Annotated in this window: 15 protein-coding genes; 5 read left to right on the forward strand and 10 right to left on the reverse strand. The window is 75.0% G+C overall.

Going from position 1 to position 25,978, the window contains the following annotated elements:
* Positions 1-34: 34 nt before the first annotated feature.
* Positions 35-253, forward strand: coding sequence for a TetR/AcrR family transcriptional regulator (locus tag C229_RS32025; RefSeq protein WP_155885086.1), 219 nt, complete (start codon positions 35-37; stop codon positions 251-253).
* Here C229_RS32025 and C229_RS32030 read toward each other — a convergent pair.
* The 8 genes from C229_RS32030 to C229_RS0127555 all read right to left on the reverse strand — a co-directional run bounded on the left by C229_RS32030 (position 247) and on the right by C229_RS0127555 (position 17,558).
* Positions 247-2,040 carry a hypothetical protein gene (locus tag C229_RS32030; RefSeq protein WP_018658347.1) on the reverse strand — a complete coding sequence of 598 codons (1,794 nt, stop codon included), beginning with the start codon at positions 2,038-2,040 and terminating at the stop codon, positions 247-249. The two genes, C229_RS32025 and C229_RS32030, sit on opposite strands and share 7 nt — an antisense overlap.
* Complete coding sequence (locus C229_RS33260; protein WP_018658348.1) at positions 2,028-6,287, reverse strand: DUF6603 domain-containing protein; 4,260 nt, start codon at positions 6,285-6,287, stop codon at positions 2,028-2,030. Before C229_RS33260 ends, C229_RS32030 begins: the two co-directional genes overlap by 13 nt.
* A complete protein-coding gene (locus tag C229_RS0127530; RefSeq protein WP_018658349.1) occupies positions 6,284-7,570 on the reverse strand; it encodes a ComEC/Rec2 family competence protein in 1,287 nt (428 codons plus the stop codon). Before C229_RS0127530 ends, C229_RS33260 begins: the two co-directional genes overlap by 4 nt.
* A 6-nt stretch (positions 7,571-7,576) precedes the next feature.
* Positions 7,577-10,261: a LamG-like jellyroll fold domain-containing protein gene (locus C229_RS0127535; protein WP_018658350.1), complete on the reverse strand. Its 2,685-nt coding sequence runs from the start codon at positions 10,259-10,261 to the stop codon at positions 7,577-7,579.
* On the reverse strand, positions 10,258-10,428 hold the full coding sequence (locus C229_RS34780) for a hypothetical protein (RefSeq protein ID WP_018658351.1): 171 nt from the start codon (positions 10,426-10,428) through the stop codon (positions 10,258-10,260). Before C229_RS34780 ends, C229_RS0127535 begins: the two co-directional genes overlap by 4 nt.
* Positions 10,429-10,450: 22 nt before the next feature.
* Positions 10,451-13,837 carry a hypothetical protein gene (locus C229_RS0127545; RefSeq protein WP_018658352.1) on the reverse strand — a complete coding sequence of 1,129 codons (3,387 nt, stop codon included), beginning with the start codon at positions 13,835-13,837 and terminating at the stop codon, positions 10,451-10,453.
* A 321-nt stretch (positions 13,838-14,158) separates the two neighbouring features.
* Positions 14,159-16,267, reverse strand: coding sequence for an NAD-dependent DNA ligase LigA (gene ligA / locus C229_RS0127550; protein WP_018658353.1), 2,109 nt, complete (start codon positions 16,265-16,267; stop codon positions 14,159-14,161).
* Positions 16,268-16,373: 106 nt separating this feature from the next.
* Positions 16,374-17,558 carry a macrolide family glycosyltransferase gene (locus C229_RS0127555; protein WP_018658354.1) on the reverse strand — a complete coding sequence of 395 codons (1,185 nt, stop codon included), beginning with the start codon at positions 17,556-17,558 and terminating at the stop codon, positions 16,374-16,376.
* 122 nt (positions 17,559-17,680) lie between these two features.
* Here C229_RS0127555 and C229_RS0127560 point away from each other — a divergent pair, with 122 nt between their 5' ends.
* A complete protein-coding gene (locus tag C229_RS0127560; RefSeq protein ID WP_026314215.1) occupies positions 17,681-19,366 on the forward strand; it encodes an ExeM/NucH family extracellular endonuclease in 1,686 nt (561 codons plus the stop codon).
* On the opposite strand, the gene C229_RS0127565 is transcribed toward C229_RS0127560, so the two are convergent.
* On the reverse strand, positions 19,315-22,248 hold the full coding sequence (locus tag C229_RS0127565) for an AfsR/SARP family transcriptional regulator (protein WP_018658356.1): 2,934 nt from the start codon (positions 22,246-22,248) through the stop codon (positions 19,315-19,317). The two genes, C229_RS0127560 and C229_RS0127565, sit on opposite strands and share 52 nt — an antisense overlap.
* Before the next feature lie 82 nt (positions 22,249-22,330).
* Between C229_RS0127565 and C229_RS0127570 the strand changes: the two genes are divergently transcribed.
* The 3 genes from C229_RS0127570 to C229_RS0127580 all read left to right on the forward strand — a co-directional run bounded on the left by C229_RS0127570 (position 22,331) and on the right by C229_RS0127580 (position 25,003).
* Positions 22,331-23,170 (forward strand): NAD(P)-dependent oxidoreductase, encoded by an 840-nt coding sequence (locus C229_RS0127570; protein ID WP_018658357.1) that lies wholly within the window; start codon positions 22,331-22,333, stop codon positions 23,168-23,170.
* Positions 23,171-23,255: 85 nt separating this feature from the next.
* Positions 23,256-24,089 carry a DUF4097 family beta strand repeat-containing protein gene (locus C229_RS0127575; RefSeq protein WP_026314216.1) on the forward strand — a complete coding sequence of 278 codons (834 nt, stop codon included), beginning with the start codon at positions 23,256-23,258 and terminating at the stop codon, positions 24,087-24,089.
* Entirely contained in the window at positions 24,086-25,003 is a 918-nt protein-coding gene (locus C229_RS0127580) for a PadR family transcriptional regulator (protein ID WP_018658359.1), read from the forward strand. The genes C229_RS0127575 and C229_RS0127580 overlap by 4 nt, the downstream gene beginning before the upstream one ends.
* Before the next feature lie 4 nt (positions 25,004-25,007).
* Here the strand turns inward: C229_RS0127580 and C229_RS0127585 are convergent, their stop codons facing one another.
* Positions 25,008-25,976 (reverse strand): zinc-binding dehydrogenase, encoded by a 969-nt coding sequence (locus tag C229_RS0127585; RefSeq protein WP_018658360.1) that lies wholly within the window; start codon positions 25,974-25,976, stop codon positions 25,008-25,010.
* Positions 25,977-25,978: the final 2 nt, after the last annotated feature.

The following is a 25,978-nucleotide window of genomic DNA, read 5'->3' on the forward strand; positions in this document are numbered from 1 at the left end:
CCGTATGCGCGCTTGCGGGCCGGTCGATTCGTCGGTGACGCAGCATTCCCCGGCGTCACTTCGTCCCCACGCGCATGGTTCAGGCGTACGCGAGCCCGGACAGCCGGGTGGCCAGACGGCGGGCACGCAGGCGCTCGGCTTCGTGCTCTGCCGCCATCTGCTCCGGATGCCGCCGGTCGCGGCGCTCTCCCCCGCCGAGGCCGTCGCCTGGCTCGCGCCGACGTTCCAGCGCTACCTGACGGGTGCTCAGTAGCGCAGGAACGTCACCCGGTCGGCGGTCTCGATCATCTGGCGGGCGAAGACGGCGGCGTCCACCGCCGTCGGGCCCACGCCGAGCGCCGTCGCCATCGCGGCCGCCAGGCTCCCCACCGGCACCGTCCCGGACGGGCCGAACGCCAGCGGCTCCAGCGCGGCGCCCGGCCCGCCGGAGGCGGTGCGGAGCGTCTTGCGGAAGCGTCCCGCGCCGGTCGGCTCGATGCCGAAGTGCTGCTCCTGCGGCGGCTGGCGCAGGTCCAGACGGCCGAGGACGCCCCGGAACAGGCACAGCAGCACCGTGGGCGACAGCGTCTCGCGGCGGAGCGGGTCCAGCGGTTCGGTGTCGCCGGTGGTGGCGTAGCCGTCCACGATCAGGTTCGGATAGCCGGGGACCAGGTCGGAGCGGATCAGCACGCCGGTCACCGGGGCGGTGTCGACGGGGACGGGACGCCGCCGGTCGCGGTCGGCGTCGGCGCGGGTGACGCGGCCGACGCTGGTGGCGCCGTCGAGCAGGTGCGCCGTCCACTGCGGGTCCAGGCGCAGGAACCGGACGGACTCGGGCGGCAGCAGCCGCTCGTCCGGGACCAGGTACCGGTACGGGACGCCGCGCAGCGCGGCGAGCCCGGCGAGGAAGTCGGCGACGTCGGCGGGCATCGCGGTGTCGAGGGCGGGGACGTCGAGCGGATGGCCGGCGGGGTCGTCGCGGCCCTCGTCCATGGCGCGCCGCCGCTTCCACGCGGCGACGCTCCGGGCGACGGTGGGGTGCTGGAGGGTGAGGAGGCGGCCGAGCTGCCAGGCCGCCGCGTACGACAGGTCGAGCATCCCGGCGGCCGGGTGGTAGCGCAGGAGTTCGTCGGCGGTGCGGACGCCGAAGCGCGCGTCGCTGCCGGTGGCGCCGGTGGCGAACGGCCCCCGGTACCAGGACGCGGTCGTGCCGCCCTGCCGCAGGAGGTGCGGGACGGCCACGTAGCCCTGCCGCAGGAACGCGTCGGCGGCGGGCTCGCCGCTGTCGGGCAGCGTGAACGGGCGGCCGTCGTGGGCGAGGGACCGCGCCAGGTAGGGGAACGTGTGCTCGGCCGACAGGCAGGAGAACCGCCAGCTCGCGAGCGTGACGAGACGGACGAGCGCGCCGGGGGCGTCGGGGCCGAGGCCGAAGCCGTCCGCGCCGTAGCGTCCCTCGACCGACACCAGGTGCGCGGTGGACGACACGCCGGGCGCGGGCGGCCGGGACGCGATGACGACCGCCGTGTCGTCGGCGCCGCGCCGGACGTGCGCGAGCCGGGCCAGGTCGGCGGCGGACGGCAGGATCGAGGCGAGCAGGGCGCGCGGCACGTCGATGACCTGGACGGGGTCGTCGGCGTGCTGGGCGCGTTCGGGGCCGGGCGCGGGGATGTGCGCGCCGCCGGTGGCGAGCGTGCCGACGGTGACGGTGGCGGGGCGCGGCTGCTCGTCGCCGCTGAACACCAGCAGCGCCAGCCACGGCGGCGCCCCCTCGCCGGGCGACGCGGCCCGCTCCCAGGGCAGCGTCGCCCGCGACAGCACCGCGTGCGGCAGCACGGCGGAGTGCTCGCCGAGGCCGCCGTCGGGCGGGAACACCGAGCGGACGGTGCCGGGCGGCAGCGTGAACCGGTCGGACGCGACGCTGAACGTCCGCGTCGCGGTGTACCGCGTGGCGGGGACGGCGGTGGCGGGCGCGACGCTCGAGAGGTCCTGCGCGACGGTCACGCTGTAGTCGCCGGTCGGCAGCGCGGGCCGCCGGTACGCGAGGAACGTCAGGTCGTCCATGCGCCTGCCTCCGGGGTGGCGAGGAAGTCGGCGGCGGTGAGGCCGGCGGGGTCGGGGTCGAGTCCGGGCAGCAGCTTGGCCGCGATGGCGTCGCGGGTCGCGGCTCCGGCGGCGGGGTCGAAGGGCCGTCCGGTCGCCGGGACGAACCGGGCGGGCGCCGTCCAGGAGAAGGCGGGTTCGCTGGACATGGCCTCGGCGGCCTTCAGCGCGGACAGCGGCAGCGTCTGGGCGGCGGCCGGTTCGGCGGGCGGCCGGGGGCGCACGACGTATCCGGTGTGCAGGTTCGCGCGCAGCGCCGGGGCGCCGAGCGACGGGCGCAGTTCCTCGCCCCACAGCGCGGCGGGCAGGTCTTTGCCGACCGGCTCGAAGCGGAACGCGGAGTTCACCACCTGGTCGCCGCGCCTGACGGTGACGGTGTGCACGGAGGTGAACGTGCCGGGCGCGGCGCCGACCGGCGCGATGCCGAAGGACGCGGCGCCGGTGCCCGCCGCCGACCCCGCCGTGGCGGGGACGATCGAGTCGGTCAGCAGTTCCAGGTCGGCCGCGTTGACGCTGCCGAGGTGGGCGCCGTCGGGGTTCTTGGGGGCGCCGCCGCGCAGCACGACGGTGACCGCGTCGCCGGGGGCGGGGAGCTGCGCGGCGGCGAACCGGTCCCACGGGACGGGCTTGGGGTCGGCGCCGCCGCCGGAGCCGAACGAGATCGTGAAGGAGATGACGTCGAGGTCGATGTGGGCGGTGCCGCCGAACTCCGGGCCCCAGAAGCGCACGTCGGTGCCGACGTGGACGGAGATGGTGTGCGTGCCGAAGAAGTCGAAGGTGTAGGAGGCGCCGACGCTGATCCGCAGCCCGGCCTCGTAGTGGTAGGGCTGCCAGGCGATGAGGAAGTCCATCGCGGCGTCGAACCAGGCGCGCAGCGACCCGTCTTCGTAGACGGCGCTGAGCGCGGCCCCGGCCATGAGCGCGCCGGGCGTCAGCGCGTAGTAGGCCGAGCCGGTGAGGCTGAGCTGGCGCGAGACCTGCCAGTCGAAGCCGAGCCGGGGCACCACCGGGTAGTGGCCGGGCCGGTCGAAGTGCGGGTGGTAGCCGCCGACGGTGAGGACGAAGTCGCCCGTGTGCTCGTCGCCGAACCAGGTGGTGAAGGCGAATCCGCCGCGCAGCCGGCAGGCGCGCGACAGCAGGTAGGAGTCGGCGGTGAGCTGGGCGGTGAGCGCGAAGTAGCCGTCGTCGGGCGCGAACGTGGCCTTGAGGGCGAGCTGGATCTCGGCGACGGGCGTGACGTTCGCCCGGTCGCGCACCGGGACGACGAGCGTGGACAGCCCGAGGACGTCCAGCTCGAACCGGTGCCCGGCCTGCACGGTCACCAGCAGGAACGAGTCGATCATCTTGAACGAGGTGAAGTGGACGCCCGCCGCGAAGAACAGGTCGCCGGGCGAGGGCGGCAGCACCTCCTCCAGCCGGGCCATCTCGTCCTGGAGCGTGGTGGCGGGCGCGACGGTGTGCAGGGCCTCTGCGACGAGCGGGAACGCGGCGATCCGGTCGACCGCCGGGGCGACGACGCGCCGGTTGTAGCCGAACCCGGCGGCGATCCCCTCGACGAAGAAGAACGCGGGCCCGCCGATCGGGTAGTCCAGGAACGCGTAGACGAACAGCGACGGCCCTTCGGGCAGCTCGGTGTAGGAGCCGAGCGCGCCGACGGTGAACGCGTCGGTGCCGATGACGGCCTTGCCGCTGTAGGCGGTGAGCTGCCGCCCGCCGTAGGTGACGTGCCCCTTGAGGAACGCCCCGGCGACGTGGACGGGCCCGCCGCTGTAGTCGACGCCGAGCCCGGCGAGGTCGAACGACGGGAGCGCGACGGGGTCGGCGAGCGACACGGCCGCCTCCAGCCCGTCGCACGACAGCGTCAGCCCGCCCACGGTGATCGAGGCGTCCACCAGCACGGCCAGCCGCGCGGGCCGGTTCGCGGGGTGCTGGTATGCGAGGCCGACGCGTTCGACGTGCAGCGGCCCGAAGTCGGCCTGCGCCCGGTACCAGACGACGTCGTCGGCGGTCTTGGCCTGGGCGGCGGCGGTCTGCGGCGGCGTGCCGACCGGCAGCGTGACAGGTTGGTCGAGCGGTCCGAGCCGCAGGTGCCCGCCGAAGGAGAAGCCCGCCGGGTACTCGGCGGCGTCCAGTCCGGTGAGGACGGGCAGCGCGGCCTTGAGCGCGGTGACCTGCTCGGCCGTCAGCGCTCCGGTGGCCGCGACGACGCGCAGCGGGTCGAACCCGACCGTCCCGTCCCCGCCGAGGTGGGGGCCGACGATGGGCAGCGACGTCAGGTCCACCGTCGCGGTCAGGTCCACCTCGAACACGTGGGTGTCGCCCTCGACGGCCAGCAGCGCGTCGTCGATGCCGACGACCAGGCTCGCCGGGATCGCCTCGGCGGCCGACGGCACCAGCGCGGCGACGAGTTCCCGCACGGTGGGGGCGGCGCCGCGCCGCACGTACGCCACGGCGTACCGGTTCCCGGCCGACGCGAACCGGACGGCGAAGTCCAGCTCCAGCCCCGGCCGGACGACGACGGCGACGGCGCCGCCGTACGTCCCGGCGCCGGTGTCGATCGCGACGGACAGGTCCACCTCGGTCGTGTCGACGGGGAACCGGACGGCGGCGGTGAACAGGAACCGCCCGTCGCCGGTGGAGAAGGCGACGTCGAGGTCGTGCACGGTCAGTCCGGCCAGCGGCGCGGGCAGCGCGGGCATCCCCCAGCGGGCCGCGAGCGACGCGGCCAGCTCCCCGGCGGGCAGCAGCGTGCCGGGCGGGGTGGAGCCCTCGAACGTCCAGCCGCGCGCGGTGCCGTAGGTGGCGCCGACGTGCACGGCGGCGGTGGCGACGAGCAGCGCGGCGTCGGCGGTGAACGTGACGTCGTCGGCGTAGGCGAACGCGAAGCGCAGGTCCTCCAGGACGACGCCGTCCAGCACGGGCCAGGTCCCCGCGGCCTCCAGCACGCCGGTCGCCTCGGGCGGCGCGCCGCCGGGCGGCAGCGCGACGGACAGGTCGAAGTGCCGTACCTCCACGTCGGGCAGGTGGGCGGTGGCGTCCTCGCCGGTGAAGCCCGTCCAGATCTCGCGGACGGTGAGCGGGGCGTGGTCGTGGCGGAGCCCGCCGCCGATGCCGGTCTCGTCGCCGAATCCGGCCGAGACCTCCAGGGTGGCGTGCTCGCCGAGGCCGACGAGCCCGTCGAGCGCCACGCTGACGGCGGGCGCGGACAGCGGCGTGTCCACCCGGACGGTCAGGTCCACGGCCTGCACGGTGAACAGCGGGGTGTCCCATTCGTGCGCGGTCTCCAGCGTCAGCGCGACGTACGAGACGGGTTCGGCCGCGCCGGGCTGGACGAGCGCCTTCAGGGTGCGCGGCACGACGGGCGCGGTGATCTCCAGGTCGAACGGCGCGTCGATGGAGTCCCGGCCGAGGAACGCGGCGATCTCGGCGAAGGCGGCCTCGCCCAGGTCGGACAGGTCGGCGGTGAACAGCGCGCTCTCGCCCCAGCCGACGATGTCGGCGCCGAGCAGGATCTCGCGGTCGGTCCCCCCGGCGGTGAACGGGATCGCGCCGGTCAGCTCCAGCCGGACGTCGGTGGTGAGGTCGCCGGTGGCGTAGTCGGCGCGGGGGTCGGCGAAGATCTCGTAGCGCAGGCCGGTGAGCCGGAACAGGCCGAGGTCGTACGACGCGCCCTCCGGACCGAACAGCAGGATGTCCGGGACGGGCGTGAGGTCCGCGTCCACGCCGGGGATGGCCCGCAGCATCCCGACCGTGCCGTGGACGGCGTGGTCGGTGCCGGGCATGAGCAGGTCGAGCAGCGCGTGCCGGGCCGTGATGACGGGTTCGCCGGTGAACGCGGCGGTCTGCGCGCCCGGTTCGAGGGTGAGCGCGGCGTCCTGGAACGTCAGGCTCTCCAGGACGGTGCCGCGCAGCACCGGGAACGGCGTGGCGAGCGACCACGGCCGCGCCGAGCGGCCGGTGATCGCGGCGGTGACGGCGGTGCCGTCGGTGGTGAACCGCGCGGTGACGTCCAGCCCGGTGAAGGGGGCGCTCGCGCCGGTTCCGGTGACGGTGAAGCCGGTCGCGTCCGGTACGGCGTCGTCCGCGCCGGTGAGCGCGAACGACGGGCCGAGCAGGTGCGCGAGCGGCGCGGAGCCGAGCGCGGCGACGTCCAGGGAGGCGTTCCCGCGCGTGTTGACGAGCGCCGCCCGCAGTTCGCCGGGCGTCATCCCTCGGTCCCGTTCTTGAAGAAGGTGCGCTGGACGGTGCCGCGCGACCCGGTGATGTAGATCGGCTTGCGCGTCACCCGGTAGGAGGCCAGGTAGCTGCCCATGCCGCCGGGCGCCCAGTAGTAGAGGGTGTGGTCGGGGATGTCGACGGCGGCGGGCATGGCCGCCAGGTAGCGGTCGATCACCGCCTGGGACGGCAGGTGGTGCATCGTGATCTCCTTCCCGGCGCTGATCACGAGCTGTTTCGGGTGGACGGCGGTGACGTAGGCGTCCAGCGACGAGGTGTTGACGCTGCCGTGGTGGCTGGCGCTGGCCAGGTCGACGCCGCCGATCCGCCCGGCGTGCCGGTCCACGACGTACCGCTCGGTGTTGAGGGTGGCGTCGCCCGACAGCAGCAGCCGTTTGCCGTGCACCTCGATGAGCACGACGATGCTCGACCGGTTGTTGGGCGTGCTGCTGTCGGGGAGCGTGCTCGTCTCGACGCCGCCCGCCAGCAGGGTGATCTTGCAGTCGGGTTCGGTGAGGACCCGGATGCCTCCCGCGCCGTCCAGGAACGCGTCGGCCTCGCCGCCGGTCGTCGCCGTGACGTCCTGGTCGTTGAGCCGGAACACCTGGACGCCGCCGTTGCGGTGGTTCTCGACCTGGCTGATGCGGCGGGAGCGCACCTCCTCGGTGCCGCCGACGACGTGGCCGAGGAGCCAGCTGCTCGTCTGGCCGATGGCGTACTCGCGCCGCGCCCGGCTGTGGTAGACGCGGTGGATCTGGGTGGTCGGCTTCAGGATCTGGGCGAGCTGGTTGTAGTGGTCGCCGTCGGGGTGGGTGAGGATCAGCAGGTCCACGACGTCGGTGCCGAGCATGAACTTGGAGTCGTTGTAGATGGTGTCGCGCACCCGCGCGGTGAACGCCAGCTGGTCGGCGGCGGTCGACGGGGCGTCCGGGGCGCGGCCGATGACCTCGCCGTAGGAGTCGGTACCGCAGTCGATCATGACGATGCGGCGGCCGGGCGTGCTGAAGATCGCGCAGTCGCCCATGCCCATCCGGATGAAGGCGGCGTGGAAGTGCTCGTCGCCGCGGTTGCCGTCCGGCGGGCGCGGAATGTTGCGCAGTTGCTCCGCGCGCGCGTCGGCGAGGGCCTGCGCCGCCTCTTCGTCCGCGAGGAGGCGGGCGGCGAGCGCGGCGTCGCGGCCCGGTTTGGTCTGGCTGCGGGTGGACCGCTTGGTGATCCCCGTCGGCCCCTTCAGCCGGTCGCGGGGCTCCTTCTCGACCTTCTCCTTCTTCACCATGGCCGCTCAGCTCGGGTCGGTGAGGCGCCAGCGGCCCTCGGCGACGCGGTTCCGGCGCCGCCACGTGTAGACGTAGCGGCGGTCGTTGTCGCGCGGCTCGTAGTTGGCGGCGTACATGTACTCCCCCTGGTAGGTGTTGAGGAGGTCGAACTCCAGTTGCCCGTCGGCGAGGCGCTGGAGGACGCGGGCCTCGCGCTGGCCGATGGTGACGCCGTCGATCACGACCTGGGTCGCGGTGACCTTGCGGGCGAACACGTCGATGAGCGTGTTGGACGGGATGTTGCCGTCCTTGAAGAAGAAGCCCTCGGGGCGGCCCTCGATGCGGTGCCAGAACTTGGACGCGTGGTGGAACCGCAGCGACGGGTAGGTGACCTCGCTGCCCGCCGTGTTCTCCTGGTACAGCTCCAGGTAGAGGATCTCGCCCGCCGCGCCGAACGCGGTGTCGCGGCGCAGTTGCAGGTGCCCGTCGCGCTCCCGGTAGCCGATGGTGACCTTGGCGCCGAGCGGGCCGGGCGTGCCGATGCCGACCCGGTCGACGCCGAGCGGGTTGATGAGCAGCGGTTTCGCGCCGCCGGACTGGATCCAGGAGTAGTCGCGGTGGTGCCCGAACCGGAGGTGGGCGCCGTCGGCGGGGCCGACCCACAGCGCGCCGCCGAGCGAGTCGGACTCGGTGCCGAGGACGTGCAGCTTCCCTTTCGGCGACGGCACCGGGCCGATGCCGACGTTCTCGGCGCGCGGGTTGACCAGCAGGGGCCCCGAGCCGGACTGGAGCCAGCCGTAGTCGCGGTGGTAGCCCGCCCGCAGGTGCGTCCGGCCGGTCGGGCCGAGGATGAGCGTGTTGCCGGTGGCGTCCTGCTGGTCGTTGAGGATGTGCAGGCGCCCCTCGGGCGCGGTGCCGCCGATCGCGACGTGGTTGCCCATCGGGTTGATCGCCAGCGGGCTCGACCCGTGCGACTGGATCCACGTGTAGGTCGTGTCGTAGCCGAGCCGCAGGTTCGGGGCGCTCTTGCGGCCGAGGACGAGCGCGTCGCCGTTGGCGTTCTGCGGCGTGTGGACGACCTGGAAGCGGGCCTCCAGCGCGGACGCGGCGATGCCGACCCCGGCCGACGACTGCGTGAACAGCAGCGGCGTCCGGTCCACCATGGCGGTCTGCGAGCCGTCGGCGTAGCCGGGGATGTTGACGTACTCCACCAGCACGGGCGCGTGCCCGGCGCGCGGCAGCGCCACGATGCCGGTGAGCGTCAGTTCGATGACCTCGCCGGGCGCCAGCACGGTGTCCGCCGCCGGGACGATCTCCCAGGTGCGGACCCGGTCGGACGCGCGGCGCGCCAGCCAGCGCGTCCCGGTCGCGTTGATCGCGACGCCTCCGGCCGCGCCGACCTTGGTCAGCGCCCACGGGGTCTTGTCGTCGGCGTCGGCCTCGGCGTCGAAGGAGACGCGGAACGTCGAGGCGACGGCGCCGGTCCGCAGCGGGATGCCCGCCCCGGTGCGCATCGTGTTGGCGATGTGCAGGACCAGCCGGTTGGGGGTGACGCCGTCGCTGAGGACGCGGTCGCCGTTGACGAACCGGATGTCGAGCGGGATGTCGTACCGGCCCCGGTGGTTGACGACGTCGAGGTACTGGACGCGGGAGCCCTCCAGCGGCGCGGACTGCCCCGCGTACCGGACGTTGCGGTGCTCCAGCTCCACCTGCGTGCCGTGGGTGCCCTCGGTGCCGTCGGCGTTGAGCCCGGCGAGGTCGATCGCGATGGCGGCGCCCGCCGGGAGGGGCTTCGGGTCCTTCCACTGGAGGTACAGCGCGGTGCCGTCGGGTGCGGCGGCGAGCGCCCATCCGGCGGTGGTGACGGTGGGGGTGAGCCCGGCGGCGAGCGTGCCGGGCCGCAGCCGCAGCGCGAAGTGGTAGGTGCTGGACGACACCCCGGTCAGCGGCACGGCCTCGACGGTGGCGCGCGAGCTGTTGGTGAGCCGGAGCGTCAGCGTCTGGGGGCGCAGGTCGTCGATGTACAGGACCGGCTGAGCGTCGACGTTGAGCAGCGCGAAGTCGAGCGGGTGGCTGCGGACGAACTGCTCCAGCGGCGGTTCGTCGTCGGCCATGTCGCGCTGGACCTCGGCCGGGGACAGCGCCCGGTCGTACACGCGGAACTGCGCGAGCAGCCCCTCGAAGTTCGAGCAGCCGTTGCCGCCCGCGGCCCAGAACTCCTCGGTGTCGGTGGCGTGGCCGCGCGCGGCCCGCTCGGCGACGACCTCGCCGTCGATCAGGATGCGGGCGCGCGACCCGTCGTGGGTGATCGCCAGGTGCCGCCACACGTCCGGGGCCAGGGCGCCGGTGCCGGTGGAGACGCTGTCCAGCTCGCCGGAGGCGCCGCGCCACAGGTGCTCCAGGCGGCCCGAGGGCTCCACCCGCAGCCGCAGGTTCGGCGACTGCTTGCCGAACACGCCGTAGGTGCCGTTGCCGCCCGGCCACCGCACCCACGCCGACACCGTGTAGGTGCCCAGCGCCAGCTTCGGGTGCCCGGCCGGGACGATGAGGTACTGCCGCCCGGTGAAGCGCAGGCAGGCGAACTTGGGGTCGGTGACGACGGCCGGGACGCCCCGGCAGGCGCCCTTGACGTCGTTCGGGCCGCTGTCGAGGATCGCGTCCTGCGGCGCGACGGCGTCCAGGGGCCAGTGCAGGACCAGCGCGTCGCTCATCCGTGGCGTTCCTCGGGCACGGAGCCGAGCACGCCGAGCTGGGTCTGCGCCTGGCTCTGGACGGCGGCGACCAGCTCGTAGACCTGCGCGTAGGGCAGCGTGCCGAGGGCGTCGAGGATCTGGTTGATCTCGGGCAGGGTCAGGGTGAGCGTGATCTTCTGTTGCATGGCGTTCCTCGGGGGGTCGGGATCAGGCGTCGTCGGGCAGGAGGGTCAGCCAGCCCTCGCGGGCGACGAGCCGGGCGGGGGCGCCGGCGTCGTCGTGGACGGGGTCGGGGGGACGGTCCGTCCACCCGGCCGGGTTGCGTTCGCGCCAGCTCCACCGGTGCCCGGCGACGTCCGGCAGCGGCAGCGCGAGGCTTTCGCCGTCCAGCAGGACGGGCGCGGTGAACGCGGTGACGCGCAGCGCGTCGAGCGCGGTGCGGTACTGGGCGGGCGGGACGCTCACGGCCTGGCCGGGCAGCACGCCGGAGGTGACGTGGATCGGCGCGCGCGGGTCGGCCAGGAGCGTGAGGACGACGGGCGGCAGGTCCGCCGCGACGGTGAGCGGCGGCGCGGTGGTGACGGGCCGGAACGCGCCCGTGGCGTCGTCCTCGCGCCAGTAGCCGGCCAGGCCGTCGCCGAGCCGGTCGGCGGCGCCGACGCGGACGGGCAGCGCGACGGCGGGGAAGCCGGTGGTGTCGCGGGTGCTGCGCCGCATGTCCTGCCGGAACACGTTCCAGTCCTGGTGGACGGCGGGCAGCCCCATCAGCTCCAGGTCGAGCCGGGCGCGCAGCACCGCCAGGGGCCGGACGGTGAACGCGCCGAGGTCGTGGTCCTCGGGTTCGACGCCGGCGGTGAGGTCGTCGAGGGCGGCGACGAACGCGGCGAGGGCGTCGGGGCCGCCCGCGCGGACGCGGGCGGCGACGGCGCGCAGGTGCGGGTTGGGGATGGCTTCGGCGGTGGGGACGCCGCCGCCGGGGGCGGGCCGCCAGCGGGCGAGCGCGGGGGCGTCCGGGTCGGGGACGGCGGTGAGCAGGCCGAGCGGGGTGCCGTCGTCGGCGTGGAAGGCGAGGCCGTCGTCCAGGTCGTCGGGGACGACCCAGCCGCAGACGGGCGAGGTGACGGGGACGTCGTTCATCTCCCGTTCGCCGTGGTCGGAGTCGAGCCAGCGGAACGTGAGCCGGGACGGCTGCGCCAGCCGGGGCGGCATGGCGGCCCAGCCGGGGCGGCCCTCGACGCGGGTGCGGGCGGTGGTGGCGACGTCGGAGGCGTCCAGGTCGCAGGCGACGCCGAAGTTGTCCACGATCCGCAGCCGGGTGAGCCGCATCGCACCCGCCCGCACCGGGTGGAAGCCGGAGAGGGGGTCGGGGGCGTGCCGGGTGTCGTCTCCGGTGGCGCGGGCGACGTCGCGGGCGAAGTCGCGGTAGTCGGGGAAGGCGTGCGGGTCCTGCACGGGGAGCTGGCGGACGAGGCGGCGCATGACCAGCGCGTCGTTGAACCCGCCGAGCACTTGGGCGAGGGTGGCGTTCTCGTGCTCGGCCAGGTGCCGGTAGAGGGCGACGAGCGTCCGCAGCCGGGCGTCGGCGCCGTGCTCGGCGTACCAGGTGAGCAGCGCGTCGGGGTCCTTCTGGACGTCGGCGGGGTCGAGGGCGGTGCCGGTCGCCTTCGTGTACTCGGGCGGCAGCGCGCCCGCCAGGTAGCGCAGGACGCGCGCGGCCAGCACCGGGCCGGCGCTCTGCGACAGGACGGTGGTGCCGGTGTAGACGCTGGCCGGGCGCGTCGGCGCCTCGTAGCCGGGGCGGGCGCGCAGGTCGGCGGCACCGGGCGGCAGCTCGTAGGCGTCGGTGACGAACGTGGGCGCGTAGGCGGCGTCGTCGTTGTCGCCGGGCCCGCCGAGGGCCAGGAACTCGGCCTCCCAGTGCAGCAGGACGGGGTGCCACGGGTTGTGCGCCCACACGTCCGGGGCGGGCGCTCCCGCCGTGACGGCGGTGCCGAGCGCCGCGGGGTCGCGGGGGTCGGCGGCGGTGACGACGCGGCAGGGCAGCAGCCCGTCCGGCCGCCCGGCGCCGTCGCGGCCGTGCCGGTCGGACGGGGTGGCCGGGTCGCCGGTGAGCAGGACGACCGGTTCGGCGGGCAGGTGGAACACCGGCGCCGGGACGGGCTGCACGACGAACGCGGCCCCGGCGGGCGCGGCGGCGTCCCGGTCGAACGCGGCGAGGGCGCTGTCGAGCGCGGCGCGGGCGGCGGTGACGGCGTCGTCCAGGCCGCGCAGCAGCCCGGCGCGGTCGTCGAGGTGGTCGATCTGCCATTCCAGGTAGGCGCGGACCTCGTCGGGATCGGGGTAGCTCTCGCGCAGCCCGGCGCCCGGGTGGGCGCTCTGCTGGTAGCGGTGCCAGTCGGCGAACAGCCGCTCGCGCAGGCTGACCGACTCCTCCCCGGCACGGTCCAGGGCCTCCTGGGCGACGTTGAGGCGGTTGAGCAGGTCACCGATCGAGCGGGGCAGCGTGAGGGCTTCGCGGAGCTGCCGGGTGGCGGGGTCGGCGCCGGGGCGGTCCTCGCGGCGGATCGTCCACGCCTGCCCGGACGGGACCGGGCGGAACCCGTCGGCGTGCCGTTCGGCGGCCAGGCGCACGGCGGCGTCGAGCGGCCTGGTCTCCAGCTCGTCGGCGTGCGCGAGGGCTTCCAGGAGGTTCTCGGCCTCGTCGGGTGAGACGCCGGGCAGGACCGCGCCGAGGTGCGCGGCCAGGGCCTCGGTCGCGGTGGCGCCGACGAAGACGCCCGCGTCGTCGGGGCGCAGCAGCGGGCTGACGGTGCGACCGTCGGGGCGGAACACGAGCGCGGCGTGGCAGACGGCCGAGCCGGGGCGGGCGCTGCCGTCCGGGACGCCCCAGCCCCGGCCGTCGGCGAGGGCGGCGCGCCAGCCGTCGCCGGTGGCGAGGCGGGCGAGGGCGTCGCGGTCGGGGTCGGTGAACCAGCCGACGATGTCGTAGCGGGTGCCGCTGGGCGGGCGCGCGGTGGCGTGGTCGGGGTCGTGCAGGCCGAAGACGCTGTGGCAGCCGGGGTAGAACGCGGCGAAGGCGGGGTCGCCGTGGCCGATGGCGGTGAGCGGGGCGAGCCGGTCGCCGGGGGCGTCGCGGCGCCACTGTTCCAGCGGCACGGCGCGGCCGAGCCTGCGGTAGGGGACGTCGCCGGGCACGGGGAACGCGACGCCGGTCGCGGCGGCGTCGCCGGGCGCGGCCAGGAAGTCGCTCTCCACGACCCAGGAACGTTCCGATCTGCCGTCCCGGCTGCGCGTCACGAGCCACCGGTCCGGCACGGCGGGGACGTCGGTGGCGCCGTCGCGCTGCGTCAGCCGGGTGAGCGCGTCGGGCAGCGACCAGTGCAGGTGGACGCCGGGCCGCAGCAGGAAGTCCTGGTCGGTGAACGCGTCCGGCAGGACCTGGTCGCTGAGGTAGGGCACGCCCGGCCGGACGTCGCGCCCGGTGACGGGGTCCACGTACGGGAGGCGGCTGAAGTCGACCGGCTCCACCACCCCGACCGCCGTGTCGAGGTGCAGCGCCGCCAGCCGTACCGGCACCACGAGTACTTCGGCCATCCGCGCTCCCTGCATCCGACCCGTCCGGCGCCGCAGATTACCGACGCGCGAAATATGTCGGATAGGCCGCGCAGAGGGCCGTTAGCACGGCCGGTGACTTCCTGCCCTCCCACCGAAGACTCATTTACCTATCCACCGAGCACTTCCGCCGCACACCCCGCTGACCTGCGAGAATCTGGACCGGTCGCCGCGCGGCGACCGTCCGGCCCGCCACCGCCGGAACGCCACGCGGCCAGGTGTGGACGCGAAAGGAGAACGCCCCCCGCCGCGTTTCCCCCGCCTTACTTCTCCCTTTACGCGAGGCAGGTCAGACCGAAACCGTCAGAGGTAGGCCGCGACGCGGGCGGCGAACTCTTCCGGGGTGACGATCTCGACGTCGAGGGACTCGGCCTTGGTGCGCTTGGAACCCGCTTTCTCACCCGCGACGAGCAGGGAGGTGCGGGCGGAGACCGAGGACGCGGCGCGGCCTCCCGCGCGTTCGACCAGTTCGTTGACCTCGTTGCGGGTGAGGGCCGCTAGAGGGCCCGTCATGGAGCCGGTGACGACGACGGACAGGCCCGCCAGCGGCAGGTCGGCGTCCGCTTCGGCGGGGGTCGCCTCGCCCGGTTCGGCGGCGGCTTCGGCGGCCTCGGCCTCGGCGGCCAGGCGGGCGGAGCGCGGGACGGTGCCCGGTTCGGTCATCGTCAGCCCCGCGGCGGCGAGCCTGCCGATGAGGGCGTCCAGGTCGGCGATCTCGGCGGTGAGGAGCGCGGCGCGCTCGGGGCCGACGCCCTCGACCTCCTGGAACGCGTCGGCGTCGGCGGCGCGGATCTCGTCCATGGTGCCGAAGTGGCGGGCGATGCGGCGGGACATGGACCGCCCGGTGCCCCGGATGCCGAGCGCGCAGAAGACCTTGTTCAGCGGCTTGCGGCGTGCGGCGTCGAAGGCGGCGAGAAGGTTGTCGGTGCTGGTCTCGCCCATGCGGTCGAGGGTGAGCAGGTCGTCGCGGGTGAGGGTGAACAGGTCGGCGAAGTCGGTGATGAGCCCGGCCGCGACGAGCTGGTCGATGATCTTCTCACCGAGGCCCTCGATGTCGAGCTGGTCGCGGCCGACCGCGTATCGGACGGACGCGACCGCGTGGCACCCGCGCCCGCGCACGCACCGCCACCGCTGCTGGGAGTCGTCGATGGCGTCGCCGCAGCGCGGGCAGCACTCCGGCGCGGGAATGGGCTGCTCGTCGCCGGTGCGCAGGTGCACGACGGGCGCCTCCACGCGCGGGATCACGTCGCCGGCCTTGTACACGGTGACGTGGTCGCCGACGCGCAGGTCGCGGCGGGCGATGTCGGCGGCGTTGTGCAGCGTGGCGTAGGTGATGACCGAGCCGTCGACCTCGACGGGCTCCAGCACGGCGCGCGGCGCGATGACGCCGGTGCGCCCGACGTTCCACTCCACCCCGACCAGCTTGGTGATCTTCTCGGTGGCGGGGAGCTTGTAGGCGACGGCCCAGCGCGGCGCGCGCGAGGACAGCCCGGCGTCGCGCTGGTCGGCGGAGTGGTCGGCCTTGACGACGATGCCGTCGATGCCGAACGCCAGCTCGGCGCGCAGCGCGGCGATCGCGTCGACGCGGGCCTGGATCTCCCGCACCGACGCGCAGGTGGTGCCCGCGACGGGCGTGGAGTCGGTGGTGGCGGCGCCGAGCGCGGCGACCCACGTCATGATCTCGCTGTGCGGGAGGTCGTGCGCGGGCAGCGCCTCGCCCAGCGGCAGCGCACCGTAGGCGAAGAACGTCATCTCGACCGCGTACGTGCGCTCGCGCGTGCGCAGCGACCCGGCCGCCGCGCTGCGCGGGTTGGCGAACGGGGTGCCGCCCGCCTCGGTGCGCGCGGTGGTGGCCGCCTCGAACTGCGCGTGCGTCATCAGCACCTCGCCGCGCAGCTCGACCGTGACGGGTTCGGTGAGCCGGTCGGGCAGGCCGCGCACGAGCCCGATGGCGTGCGAGACGTCCTCACCGGCGGTGCCGTCGCCGCGCGTGACGAGCTGGACGAGCCGCCCGCCCCGGTACCGCGCGGAGATCGCCAGCCCGTCGAGCTTGGGTTCGACGCTCCACCGCGCGACCGGCCGCCCGATCCGCCGTTCCAGGCCCGCCGCCCACGACACCAGGTCGTCGGGCGAGAACACGTTGTCGAGCGAGAGCATCGGCACCGTGTGCGGGACGTCCCCGACGACCGCTCCCCCGGCCACCTTCCCGACCGGCGACTCGGCCAGCACGTGCCCGGGGTGCGCCTCCTCGTAGGCGGCGATGCCCCGGACGAGCCGGTCGAAGGCGTCGTCGTCGAGGGTGGAGTCGCCCGCGCCGTAGTAGGCGGCGGACGCGGCGACGGCGGTCTGGACGGCGGCGGCGTACGCGGCCTGGTCGGCGATCTCGGCCGCGGCGGCGGGTGTCTCGGTCATGGCTCCATTCTCGCGCGAACCTCTGACATTCCCGCGCTCCGATGACCGGCCGGAAACCGTCCCATCACCGGCTTCGCACCTGACCCGCGCCATGACGGACGCCAGGTCACGGCACCAGTTCCTCGATGAGGTCGGCCGCGCGCCGGGTGCCGCCCTCCGCGCGCGTCTCCTCCCGGAGCGCGGCGAGCCGGGCGGCGACGGCCGGGTCGGCGGTGAGGTCGGTGAGCGCGGCGCGCAGCTCGTCCGGCGTGGCCGTCGCGGAGTCGAGCCGCCGCGCGACGCCCAGTTCCACGAGCCGGTCGGCGTTCATGAACTGGTCGACGGCCTGCGGCACCGCGATCATCGGGACGCCCGAGACCAGCCCCTCGTTGCAGCCGCCGCTGCCCGCGTGCGTGACGAACGCGTCGGCCTGGCGCAGGATGTCGCGCTGCGGCACCCAGCGGTGCACCTCGACGTTCGCCGGGATCGGCCCGAGCGCGGCCTCGTCCACGCGGCCGCCGATCTGGAGGACGACGTGCCATCCGGGCAGGTCGCCGTAGGCGGCCAGGCAGGCGCGGTAGAAGTCGGGCACGTCGGTGTAGGACGAACCGAGCGAGACGAGCAGGACGTTCCCGGCGTCGGCGGGCCGCGTCCACGTCTCGGTCTCGCGCACGGGCAGGCACGGCCCGACGAACGTGAACCGCCCGGTGTCGACGCGGTCGGCGTTGGGCTGCATGGCGCGCGGGATGAGGACCAGGCCCCGGTCGGGCAGGCCGCCGAACTCCAGGAAGTCGTCCATGACGATGCCGTTGTCGGCCAGCCAGCCGGTGAACTTGGCCTGGAACGCGTGGCCCTGCGGCGTCTCGTGCATGTCCTTGAGCGCGTCGGCCATGTCGTCGGCGTAGCCGTCCCAGGCGACGGCCGACGGGGAGAGCTGCACGGACGGCACGCCGAGGTTCAGCGCGAGGGCGCGGGCGGCGTAGCCGGTGATGTCGTAGAGGAAGACGTCGGGGCGGTCGTTCGCGTACAGCTCGCGCAGGCGCGGCAGCATCGCGATCGCGTCGGTGAGGAAGACGTCCATCGCGCCCACCGCGTCGTCGGGCCACTCCTCCTTGCCGAGGATCGTGGAGGGGACGGGGAGCGGTTCGGCGCCGGTGGCGGCGATGCGCTCGGCGTAGGCGGGGTCGTTGGCGTACGTCACCCGGTGTCCGCGCGCCGCCAGCTCGCGCACGACCTCCAGACCGGGGTTGACGTGCCCGGGGAACGGCGTGCTGACCATGGCGATGTGGGAGCGAGTCATGCGGCCCACCATAACGAGACGATCCGTCTCGTTCAACTCATTTTCGCGGGCATCGCTCCTCGACCGTTACATGTTGGTGGAGACTTCGCCAACGCGACACCCCCGGGCACTCGGTGCGGCTTACCCTCCTGATCATGCAGCTCAGAGCCGTAGTGATCGCCGGGGCGCTGGCGGCGGGTCTCGCCGCCGGAGCCGTCCCCGCCCAGGCGGCCCCCGCCGCGTGCGGCGACCCCGTCACGCACCAGATCGCCGACGTCCAGGGCGCCGGCGCCGCGACGCCGCTCGCCGGGCAGACCGTCCGCGTCGAGGGCGTCGTCACCGGCGACTTCCAGAACGCCGACCAGCTCAAGGGTTTCTTCGTCCAGGACCCGACCCCCGACCGCGACCCCGCCACCTCCGACGGGATCTTCGTCTACGGCACGCAGCCGGTCGCCCCCGGCGACCGCGTCCGCGTCACCGGCCGCGTGTCGGAGTACAGCGGCGCCACGCAGATCACGCCGACCGCCGTCGACGCGTGCGGGCGGGGCTCGATCCGGCCCGCGCCCGTCCGCCTGCCGCTGCCGCCCGGCGTGACGCTGGAGCGGTACGAGGGCGTCCTGACCACGTTCCTCCAGCCGCTCACCGCCACCGAGACCTACCAGCTCGGCCGCTACGGCGAAGTGACGCTCGCGGCGGGCGGACGGCTCTACCAGCCGACCGACGGCCGGCCGGGCGTGACGCAGGCCGCCAACAACGCGCGCCGGCTGCTGCTCGACGACGGCTCCACCGTGCAGAACCCCGCGTCCGTGCCGTTCACCGCGCCGCGCGCGGTGCGGATCGGGGACGTGACCGCCGGGGTCACCGGCGTCGTCAGCGAGGCGTTCGGCCTGCACCGGCTCCAGCCGACCCGCAAGGTCACGTTCGCCCCGCTGAACGCGCGTCCGGCCCGGCCCGCCGCCGTGCGCGGCAACGTGAAGGTCGCGAGCTTCAACACGCTCAACTGGTTCACGACGCTGCGCTCGCGCGGCGCGACGACCGAGGCCGAGCGCGACCGGCAGCTCGCCAAGCTCGTCGCGGCCCTGCGCGGGCTGGACGCCGACGTCGTCGGCCTCATGGAGGTCGAGAACAACGGCGACACGGCGATCGGCGCGCTGGTGGAGGCGCTGAACGCGGCGGTCGGCGCGGGCACGTACGCGTGGGTGCGGCACCCGTATCCGGGTGACGACCAGATCCACGTCGCGGCGATCTACAAGACCGCGAAGGTGCGCCCGCAGGGCGACGCGATCTCGTCGGACGACCCGGTGTACGACCGTCCGCCGCTGGTGCAGACGTTCGCGCCCGTCGCGGGCGGGACGCCGTTCACGCTGCTGGTCAACCACCTGAAGTCCAAGGGCTGCACGGACGCCACCGGCGGCGACGCCGACCAGGGCGACGGGCAGGGCTGCTACAACGCGCGCCGCGTCGCGCAGGCCACGGCGCTGCGCGACCTCGCGGCGTCGGTCCCGAACCCGCTGGTCCTCGGTGACCTCAACGCCTACGCCGCCGAGGACCCGGTGAAGATCCTCAAGGCGGCCGGGTTCGTCTCGCAGACCGAGCGGTACGTCCGTCCGGCCGACCGGTACAGCTACGTCTTCGACGGGCAGTCCGGCGAACTCGACCACGTCCTGGCGGGCGGCGGCCTCACCCGGAAGGTCTCCGGCGCGACGATCTGGCACATCAACGCCGACGAACCGCTGATCCTCGACTACAACACCGAGTACAACCCGCCGGGCCTCTACCGCCCCGACGCCTACCGCTCGTCCGACCACGACCCGGTCCTGGTGGGACTCGACCTGCGCTGATCCGGCCCTGGCCCGCCTCGCGCGAGGCGGGCCAGGGTGCGGTCGACGTCGTGGCGTTCCGCCGGGGGCAGCGGCGCCCCGGACGCGGCGCGGGCGCGGGCGGCGGCGGCCAGGAGGCGGCGGGCCTCTTCGGGATGGCCGGTGCGTGCGGCGACGGCGGCCAGACCCTCCCGGGCGAGCGCGACGGCGCGCGGGTTGCCGGTGGCGCGGGCGGTCGCCAGGCCCTCCCGGTGCAGGTCGCCCGCGCGGTCGGTGTCGCCGCGCTGTTCCGCGACGTAGCCGAGTTCCGCGAGCAGCAGGGCGAGGCCGTGGCGGCCGTCGATGGCGCGGCACCAGGGCAGCCAGCGGGTCAGGATCGTCTCGGCGGTGTCCAGGTCGCCGCGGCGGCGGGCGGCCAGGGCCAGGCCGACGTCTGCGAAGTGTTCGCGCCGGACGTCGCCGTGCGCGGCGGCCAGGGCGGCGGCGCGGCGGTGCAGGTCGTCGGCGCGGGCGCCGTCGCCGGTGAGCAGCGCGACGCGGCCGAGCCGGGCCAGCCGGTCGGCGCGCTCCAGCGGCAGGTCCAGGTCCCCGGCGATGGTCACGGCCTCCTCGTGGAGGCGGGCGGCGCGCGGGTAGTCGCCGGTCGTCTCGGCCAGGGCGGCCAGCGTCTCGGTCGCCTGCATGCGGCCCCAGCCGTCCCCGACGTCGGCGAACAGCGCCGCGCCCTGCTCCCCGTGCCGGGCGGCCTCGGCCAGTTCGCCGGACATGTGCGCCTGCGCGGCGAGCAGCGTGTGCGCGGCGGCCGTCCCCCATCGGTCGCCCGACGCGGTGAACGCCTCCAGCGCCCGCCCGGCGTCCTCGGCCACCGCGCCGGTGTCACCGTAGGCGCTGCGCACCGACGCCAGCAGCCACAGCGCCCACGCCCGGTCGGCGTCCGCGACCCCCGCCAGCGCCGCCGCGACCCGCCCCGCCCGACGTCCGGCCGCGCCCCCGCGCTCAACCCCCCGCCCCGGCGACGTCCGGTCGCCGTGCGCGTCCTCTGCGTCGGCGTCCAGGAGGGCGAAGGCCAGTGCCCAGACCACTTGGCGGGCGGTCTTCGGTTCGGTGAGGGCGGTGCGGGCCGCGCGGACGCGTCCGCGCAGGAACCAGTACCAGCAGAGCGGTTCCACGTCGCGCAGGGCCGCGAGGTTGCCCGCCTCGGCGTCGAGGCGGCGGAGCCAGCGGCCCTGGCCGGGGCCGCGCAGGCCCCGGTCGGCCTGTGCGGCGAGATCCGCGTAGTACGCGCGGTGGCGGGCGCGGGTGGCGTCCTCCTCGCCCGCCTCGCGCAGGCGCTCCAGCGCGTACGCGGCGACCGACTCCAGCAGCCGGTACCGCCCGTCGGCGTGCACGACGAGCGAGCGGTCCACGAGGCGCGCCAGAACGTCCGCCGTGGCGCCGCCGACCCGTTCGGCGGCGTCCAGCGTGCAGCCGCCCGCGTGCACGGCCAGCCGCCGCAGCGCCGCGCGTTCCGGCTCGGGCAGCGGCTCCCAGCTCCAGTCCAGGACGGCGCGCAGCGTGCGCTGCCGGGCGGGCGCGTCGCGGCGGCCCGCCGACAGCAGCGCGAACCGGTCGTCCAGGCGGGCCGCGAGATCCTCCGCCGACAGGCCCCGGACGCGCGACGCGGCGAGTTCGAGCGCGAGCGGCAGCCCGTCCAGGCGGCGGCAGATCAGCGCGACGACGCCGGGTTCGGCGTCGAAGCCCGGTGCCGCGGCGGCGGCGCGCTCGCGGAACAGCGCACCCGCGTCGTCCGGCGCGAGCGGCGGGACGGGACGCACCCGCTCGCCCTCGACGCCGAGCGGTTCCCGCGACGTGGCGAGCACGGTGACGCCGCCGCGCAGCAGCCCCGGGACGACCGCCGCGACGGCGTCGAGCACGTGCTCGCAGTTGTCCAGCACCAGGACCCGTCCGCGCAGCGCCGCCGCCACGGCGTCCCGCCCGGGTTCGTCACGCAGCCCGAGTGTGCGCGCGAGCAGCGTCCGCAGGTCCCCGCCCGAGGCGCCCGCCGACAGCGGCACGAGATCGGCCCAGTGCGCCCCCACCGCCCCGGCGACGGCCATCGCCACCCGCGTCTTGCCGACCCCGCCCGCCCCGGCGAGGGTCACCAGCGGTCCGGCGTCCACCATCGCGCGCACCTCGGCGACGAGCCCGTCCCGCCCCACCAGCGAGCTGACCGCCACCGGCGCTCCCCGTACGGCCGCCGCCTCGTCTTGGCGCAGGAGGGCGGCGTGCAGTGCCCGGAGCGGCGGGCTCGGGTCGACGCCCAGGGTGTCGCGCAGGTGGCGGCGCAGCGTCTCGTAGGCGGTGAGGGCGTCGGCGCGGCGGCCGGACGCGGCGAGGGCGCGGAGGTGCGCGGCGGCGAGGCTCTCGCGGAGCGGATGCGCGGCGACGAGCGGTGCCAGGTCCAGGGAGGGGTGCCGTTCGGCGGCGGTCAGGTACAGGTCGGTCAGACGGGCGCGCTCGGCGGCCGTGAAGGGCTCGTCGGCGAACTCCTCGTACGGTTCGCCGCGCCACAGCGCCAGCGCCTCGGCGTGCGCGCCGCGCGCGACCAGGTCGGTGAAGGCGGCGGCGTCGGTGCGGGCCGCGAGGGCGTAGCCGGGCGGGCGGGACGCGACGAGGGCGCGGGCGCCGGGCTCGGCGTCGTCCAGGGCGCGGCGGAGCTGGGAGACGCGGGCCTGGAGCGTCGCGGCGGGGTCGGCGGGGAGAGCGGCGCCCCACAGGTCGTCGATGAGGCGGGCGGCGGGGACGGTCGCGCCGCCGTGCGCGAGCAGGTCGGCCAGCAGCGCGCGGACCTTGCGGTCGCGGACGCGGACCGGCTTCCCGGCGTCCGTCCGGACCTCCAGCGGGCCGAGCACCCCGAAACGCATGGTCACACCGTAAGCGCACCCGAAGGAGACCCGAACCCCCGCGCCGCAGAGTGGGGGCACCGTCCACCGAAGGAGAACGATCATGACACCCGTCACCGTCATCGGCCTCGGCAACATGGGCGCGGCCCTCGCCGCCGCCCTCGTCCGCGCCGGACACCCCACGACCGTGTGGAACCGCTCGGACCGCCCCGTTCCGGACGGCGCGCACCGCGCCGCGACGGTCACCGAGGCCGTCACGGCGAGCCCGCTCGTGCTCATCTGCGTGTCGGTGTACGCGAACGTCGACGACGTCCTGGACGCGGCGGGCGACGCCCTCGCCGCCCGCACGGTCGTCAACCTCACCAACGGCACGCCGCGTCAGGCGCGGGCGATGGCCGACGCCGTCCGGGCGCGCGGCGCCGCCTACCTGGACGGCGGCATCATGGCCGTCCCGCCGATGATCGGCACCGAGGGCTCGCTGGTCCTCTACAGCGGCGCGCGGGAGGCGTTCGACGGGCACGCCGGCACGCTCGGCGTCCTCGGCGCCGCCCGGTACCTCGGCACCGACCCCGGCCGCGCGTCGCTGTACGACGTCGCCCTGCTCAGCGCGATGTACGGCATGTTCGGCGGCGTCTTCCAGGCGTTCGCGCTGCTGCGCACCGAGGGCGTCCCGGCCGCCGAGTCGGCGCCGCTCGTCCGGGACTGGCTGGCCGCGATGCTCGCCTCCGTGGACCAGGACGCCGCCGCGCTCGACCGGGACGAGCACGCCACCGACGTCTCCACCCTCGCCACCAACCTCGCCGCCCTGCCCAACCTGCTCGGCACCGCCCGCGACGCGGGGGTCTCCACCGCTCTCCTCGATCCCCACGCCGAGCTCCTGCGCCGCGCCGTCAAGGCGGGCCACGGCGGCGACGGCCTGTCCCGGCTGGTCGACTTCCTCTAACGAGCCAAGACGCGATACATCTTGACTTTACCGAGACGCGACATATCGTGTTCCCGGTAGGCTTTCCCTGACGGAGGTGGGTCGCGTGGGCCGATGGACGGTGGACGAACCGGGCAGTCTGGAGTTCGACGGCGTGGTGTCGCTACGGGTGACGCTCATCGCCGGGACCGTCTCGGTGCTCGTCGCCGACGGCGCGGCCGCGCCGTCCGTCGTCGTGCACGAGCTGAGCGGGCCGCCGCTGATCGTCACGCACGAGGCGGGCCTGCTCAGCGTGTCCCACGAGAAGATGATCGAGGGCGTGTTCGGCTGGCTGCGGCAGCAGAAGGTCCGCGCGGACGTCACCGTCACCGTGCCGCGCGAGTGCCCCGTCTCGCTCACCCTGGTGTCGGCCGAGGCCGTCGTCGCGGGGCTCGGCGCGCGCGCCTCGATCCGCACCGCGTCCGGCACGGTCACGCTCGACGGCATCGACGGCGACGTGGACGTCAACACCGTGTCCGGCGCGGTCGAGGCGCTGGCCGTCGACGGCGCCGTGTCGTTCACGTCCGTCTCGGGCGACCTGGCGCTCGCCGGGGGCACCGTGCAGCGGCTCGCGGCCCGCACCGTCAGCGGCCGCGTCGCCGCCGACGTCGACCTCGCCGGTCCGGCCGCCGTCGACGTCCACGCCGTCTCCGGCGAGATCGCGCTGCGCGTCCCGGAGAGCACCGGCGCGACCGTCGCGCTGAACTCGGCCGCCGGGTCGCTCAGCACCTCGTTCGCGGAACTGCACCGGCAGAACGTCGGCATGATGAAGAACATCAGCGGCACGATCGGCGACGGTTCCGGCCGGCTGTCGGTCACGACCGTGTCCGGCGCCGTCGCGCTGCTGGGCCGCCCCGACGAACCGCAGATCACCGTCCCCGGATCGGAGAGCCCCCGTTGAGTCCCGTCTTCGGCCACGGCCGCCTGCGCCTGTACCTGCTGAAGCTCCTGGAGGAGAGCCCCCGCCACGGCTACGAGGTGATCCGGCTCCTCCAGGACCGCTTCATGGGCGTCTACTCGCCCTCCCCCGGCACGATCTACCCCCGCCTGTCACGGCTGGAGTCCGAGGGCCTCGTCACGCACGAGATCGCGGCGGGCAAGAAGATCTACTCGATCACCGACGCGGGCCGCGCCGAACTCGCGCGCCGCGAGGAGGAGCTGGCCGACCTGGAGGACGAGCTGACGGCGTCGGCGCAGCAGATCGCCCGCGATGTCCAGCAGGACGTGCGGCAGACGGTGCGTTCGCTGCGGGAGGAGCTGTCGCAGGCGGCGCGGACCGTCCGCAAGCAGGGACGCGCGGCGTCGTCGGAGGCGTGGCGCGGGTCGAGCGAGTCGGCCAAGGGTGCCTGGAGCGACAGCACCGACGCCGGGAAGGACGCCTGGCAGGACGCCACCACCGCCGGGCGCGACGCCTGGCACGACACCGCCGAGGCCACCCGCGAGGCCCTGCGCGGCACCGCCCGCACCGGCCGCGAGGCGTTCCAGGACACCGCCGGGACCGCCAAGGACGCCTGGCGCGACGCCACCGACACCACCAAGGACGAGTTCCGCCGCCAGCGCGACCACTGGCGCGACCAGGCGTCGGTGTGGAAGGACGAGTGGCGCCGCAACTGGGACGAGGCGTGGCGCACCGCCACCGGCGCCCGTCCCGACCCCACCCGCCTCCACCTGGAACGCCTGCTGAGCACGTTCCTCGACGACGTCCGCACGACCGTCACCGACGCGGGCCTCACCGACGCCGCCCTGGCCCGCCTCGAACACCACCTCGACGAGACCCGCAGCCGCCTGCACGACGACCTGTCCCAGGGCGGCTGAGCCGTCAGGGCGTGAAGACGATCTTGCCGAACAGGTCGCCCTCCCGCATCGCCGCGAAACCCTCCCGGGCCTCGCGGAGCGGGAGGACGCGGTCGATCTGCGGCCGGACGCCCGTGGTGACCAGGAAGCGGGCGAGACGGTCGAGTTCGTCGCGGGTGCCCATCGTGGAGCCGATGACCGAGAGCTGGAGGAAGAACATCCGCTGGAGTTCGGCCGACGGCGCCTGACCGCTGGTCGAGCCGACGACGACCACGCGCCCGCCGGGGCGCAGCGACTTCAGCGAGTGCGACCAGGTCGCCTCACCGACCGTCTCGATGACGGCGTCCACCCGCTCGGGCAGGCGGGCGCCGGACTCCAGCGCGGCGTGCGCGCCGAGTTCGAGGGCGCGGTCGCGCTTGTCCTGGGAACGGCTGGTGGCGTAGACGCGCAGGCCCGCCGCCGCGCCGAGCGCGATGGCGGCGGTGGCGACGCCGCCGCCCGCGCCCTGCACGAGTACGGTCCCGCCCGGCGCCACGTCCGCCTTGGTGAACAGCATCCGGTAGGCGGTCAGCCACGCCGTCGGCAGGCAGGCGGCCTCCTCGAACGACAGCTCGGCGGGCTTTGGCACCAGGTTGCGGCGCGGCACCGCGACCTTCTCCGCGAGCGTGCCGTCGTGCTTCTCCGACAGCAGCGTGCGCTTGGGGTCGAGGGTCTCGTCGCCGAACCCGGCCCCGGGATCACCGATGACGGCGTGCACGATGACCTCGTTGCCGTCCTCGTCGACGCCCGCGGCGTCGCAGCCGAGGACCATCGGAAGCTGCTCCTCCCGCAGCCCCACGCCCTGGAGCGACCACAGGTCGTGGTGGTTGAGCGCGGCGGCCTTCACCGTGACGGTGGTCCACCCCTCGGGCGGGGCCGGGTCGGGCCGCTCGCCCAGCGTGAGACCGGACAGGGGGTCGGCTGCGTCGAATCGCGACGCCGTGACAGCGAACATGG

Origin of the sequence: Actinomadura flavalba DSM 45200 (assembly GCF_000374305.1) — a bacterium.
GTDB lineage: Bacteria > Actinomycetota > Actinomycetes > Streptosporangiales > Streptosporangiaceae > Spirillospora > Spirillospora flavalba.

Coding starts and splice junctions, on each gene's coding strand:
- C229_RS0127570 (WP_018658357.1), top strand. CDS start 22,331: ATGACACCCGTCACCGTCATCGGCCTCGGCAACATGGGCGCGGCCCTC.
- C229_RS0127535 (WP_018658350.1), bottom strand. CDS start 10,261: ATGAGCGACGCGCTGGTCCTGCACTGGCCCCTGGACGCCGTCGCGCCG.
- ligA (WP_018658353.1), bottom strand. CDS start 16,267: ATGACCGAGACACCCGCCGCCGCGGCCGAGATCGCCGACCAGGCCGCG.
- C229_RS0127565 (WP_018658356.1), bottom strand. CDS start 22,248: ATGCGTTTCGGGGTGCTCGGCCCGCTGGAGGTCCGGACGGACGCCGGG.
- C229_RS32030 (WP_018658347.1), bottom strand. CDS start 2,040: ATGGACGACCTGACGTTCCTCGCGTACCGGCGGCCCGCGCTGCCGACC.
- C229_RS0127560 (WP_026314215.1), top strand. CDS start 17,681: ATGCAGCTCAGAGCCGTAGTGATCGCCGGGGCGCTGGCGGCGGGTCTC.
- C229_RS0127555 (WP_018658354.1), bottom strand. CDS start 17,558: ATGGTGGGCCGCATGACTCGCTCCCACATCGCCATGGTCAGCACGCCG.
- C229_RS0127585 (WP_018658360.1), bottom strand. CDS start 25,976: ATGTTCGCTGTCACGGCGTCGCGATTCGACGCAGCCGACCCCCTGTCC.
- C229_RS0127545 (WP_018658352.1), bottom strand. CDS start 13,837: ATGGCCGAAGTACTCGTGGTGCCGGTACGGCTGGCGGCGCTGCACCTC.
- C229_RS34780 (WP_018658351.1), bottom strand. CDS start 10,428: ATGCAACAGAAGATCACGCTCACCCTGACCCTGCCCGAGATCAACCAG.
- C229_RS33260 (WP_018658348.1), bottom strand. CDS start 6,287: ATGACGCCCGGCGAACTGCGGGCGGCGCTCGTCAACACGCGCGGGAAC.
- C229_RS0127530 (WP_018658349.1), bottom strand. CDS start 7,570: ATGGTGAAGAAGGAGAAGGTCGAGAAGGAGCCCCGCGACCGGCTGAAG.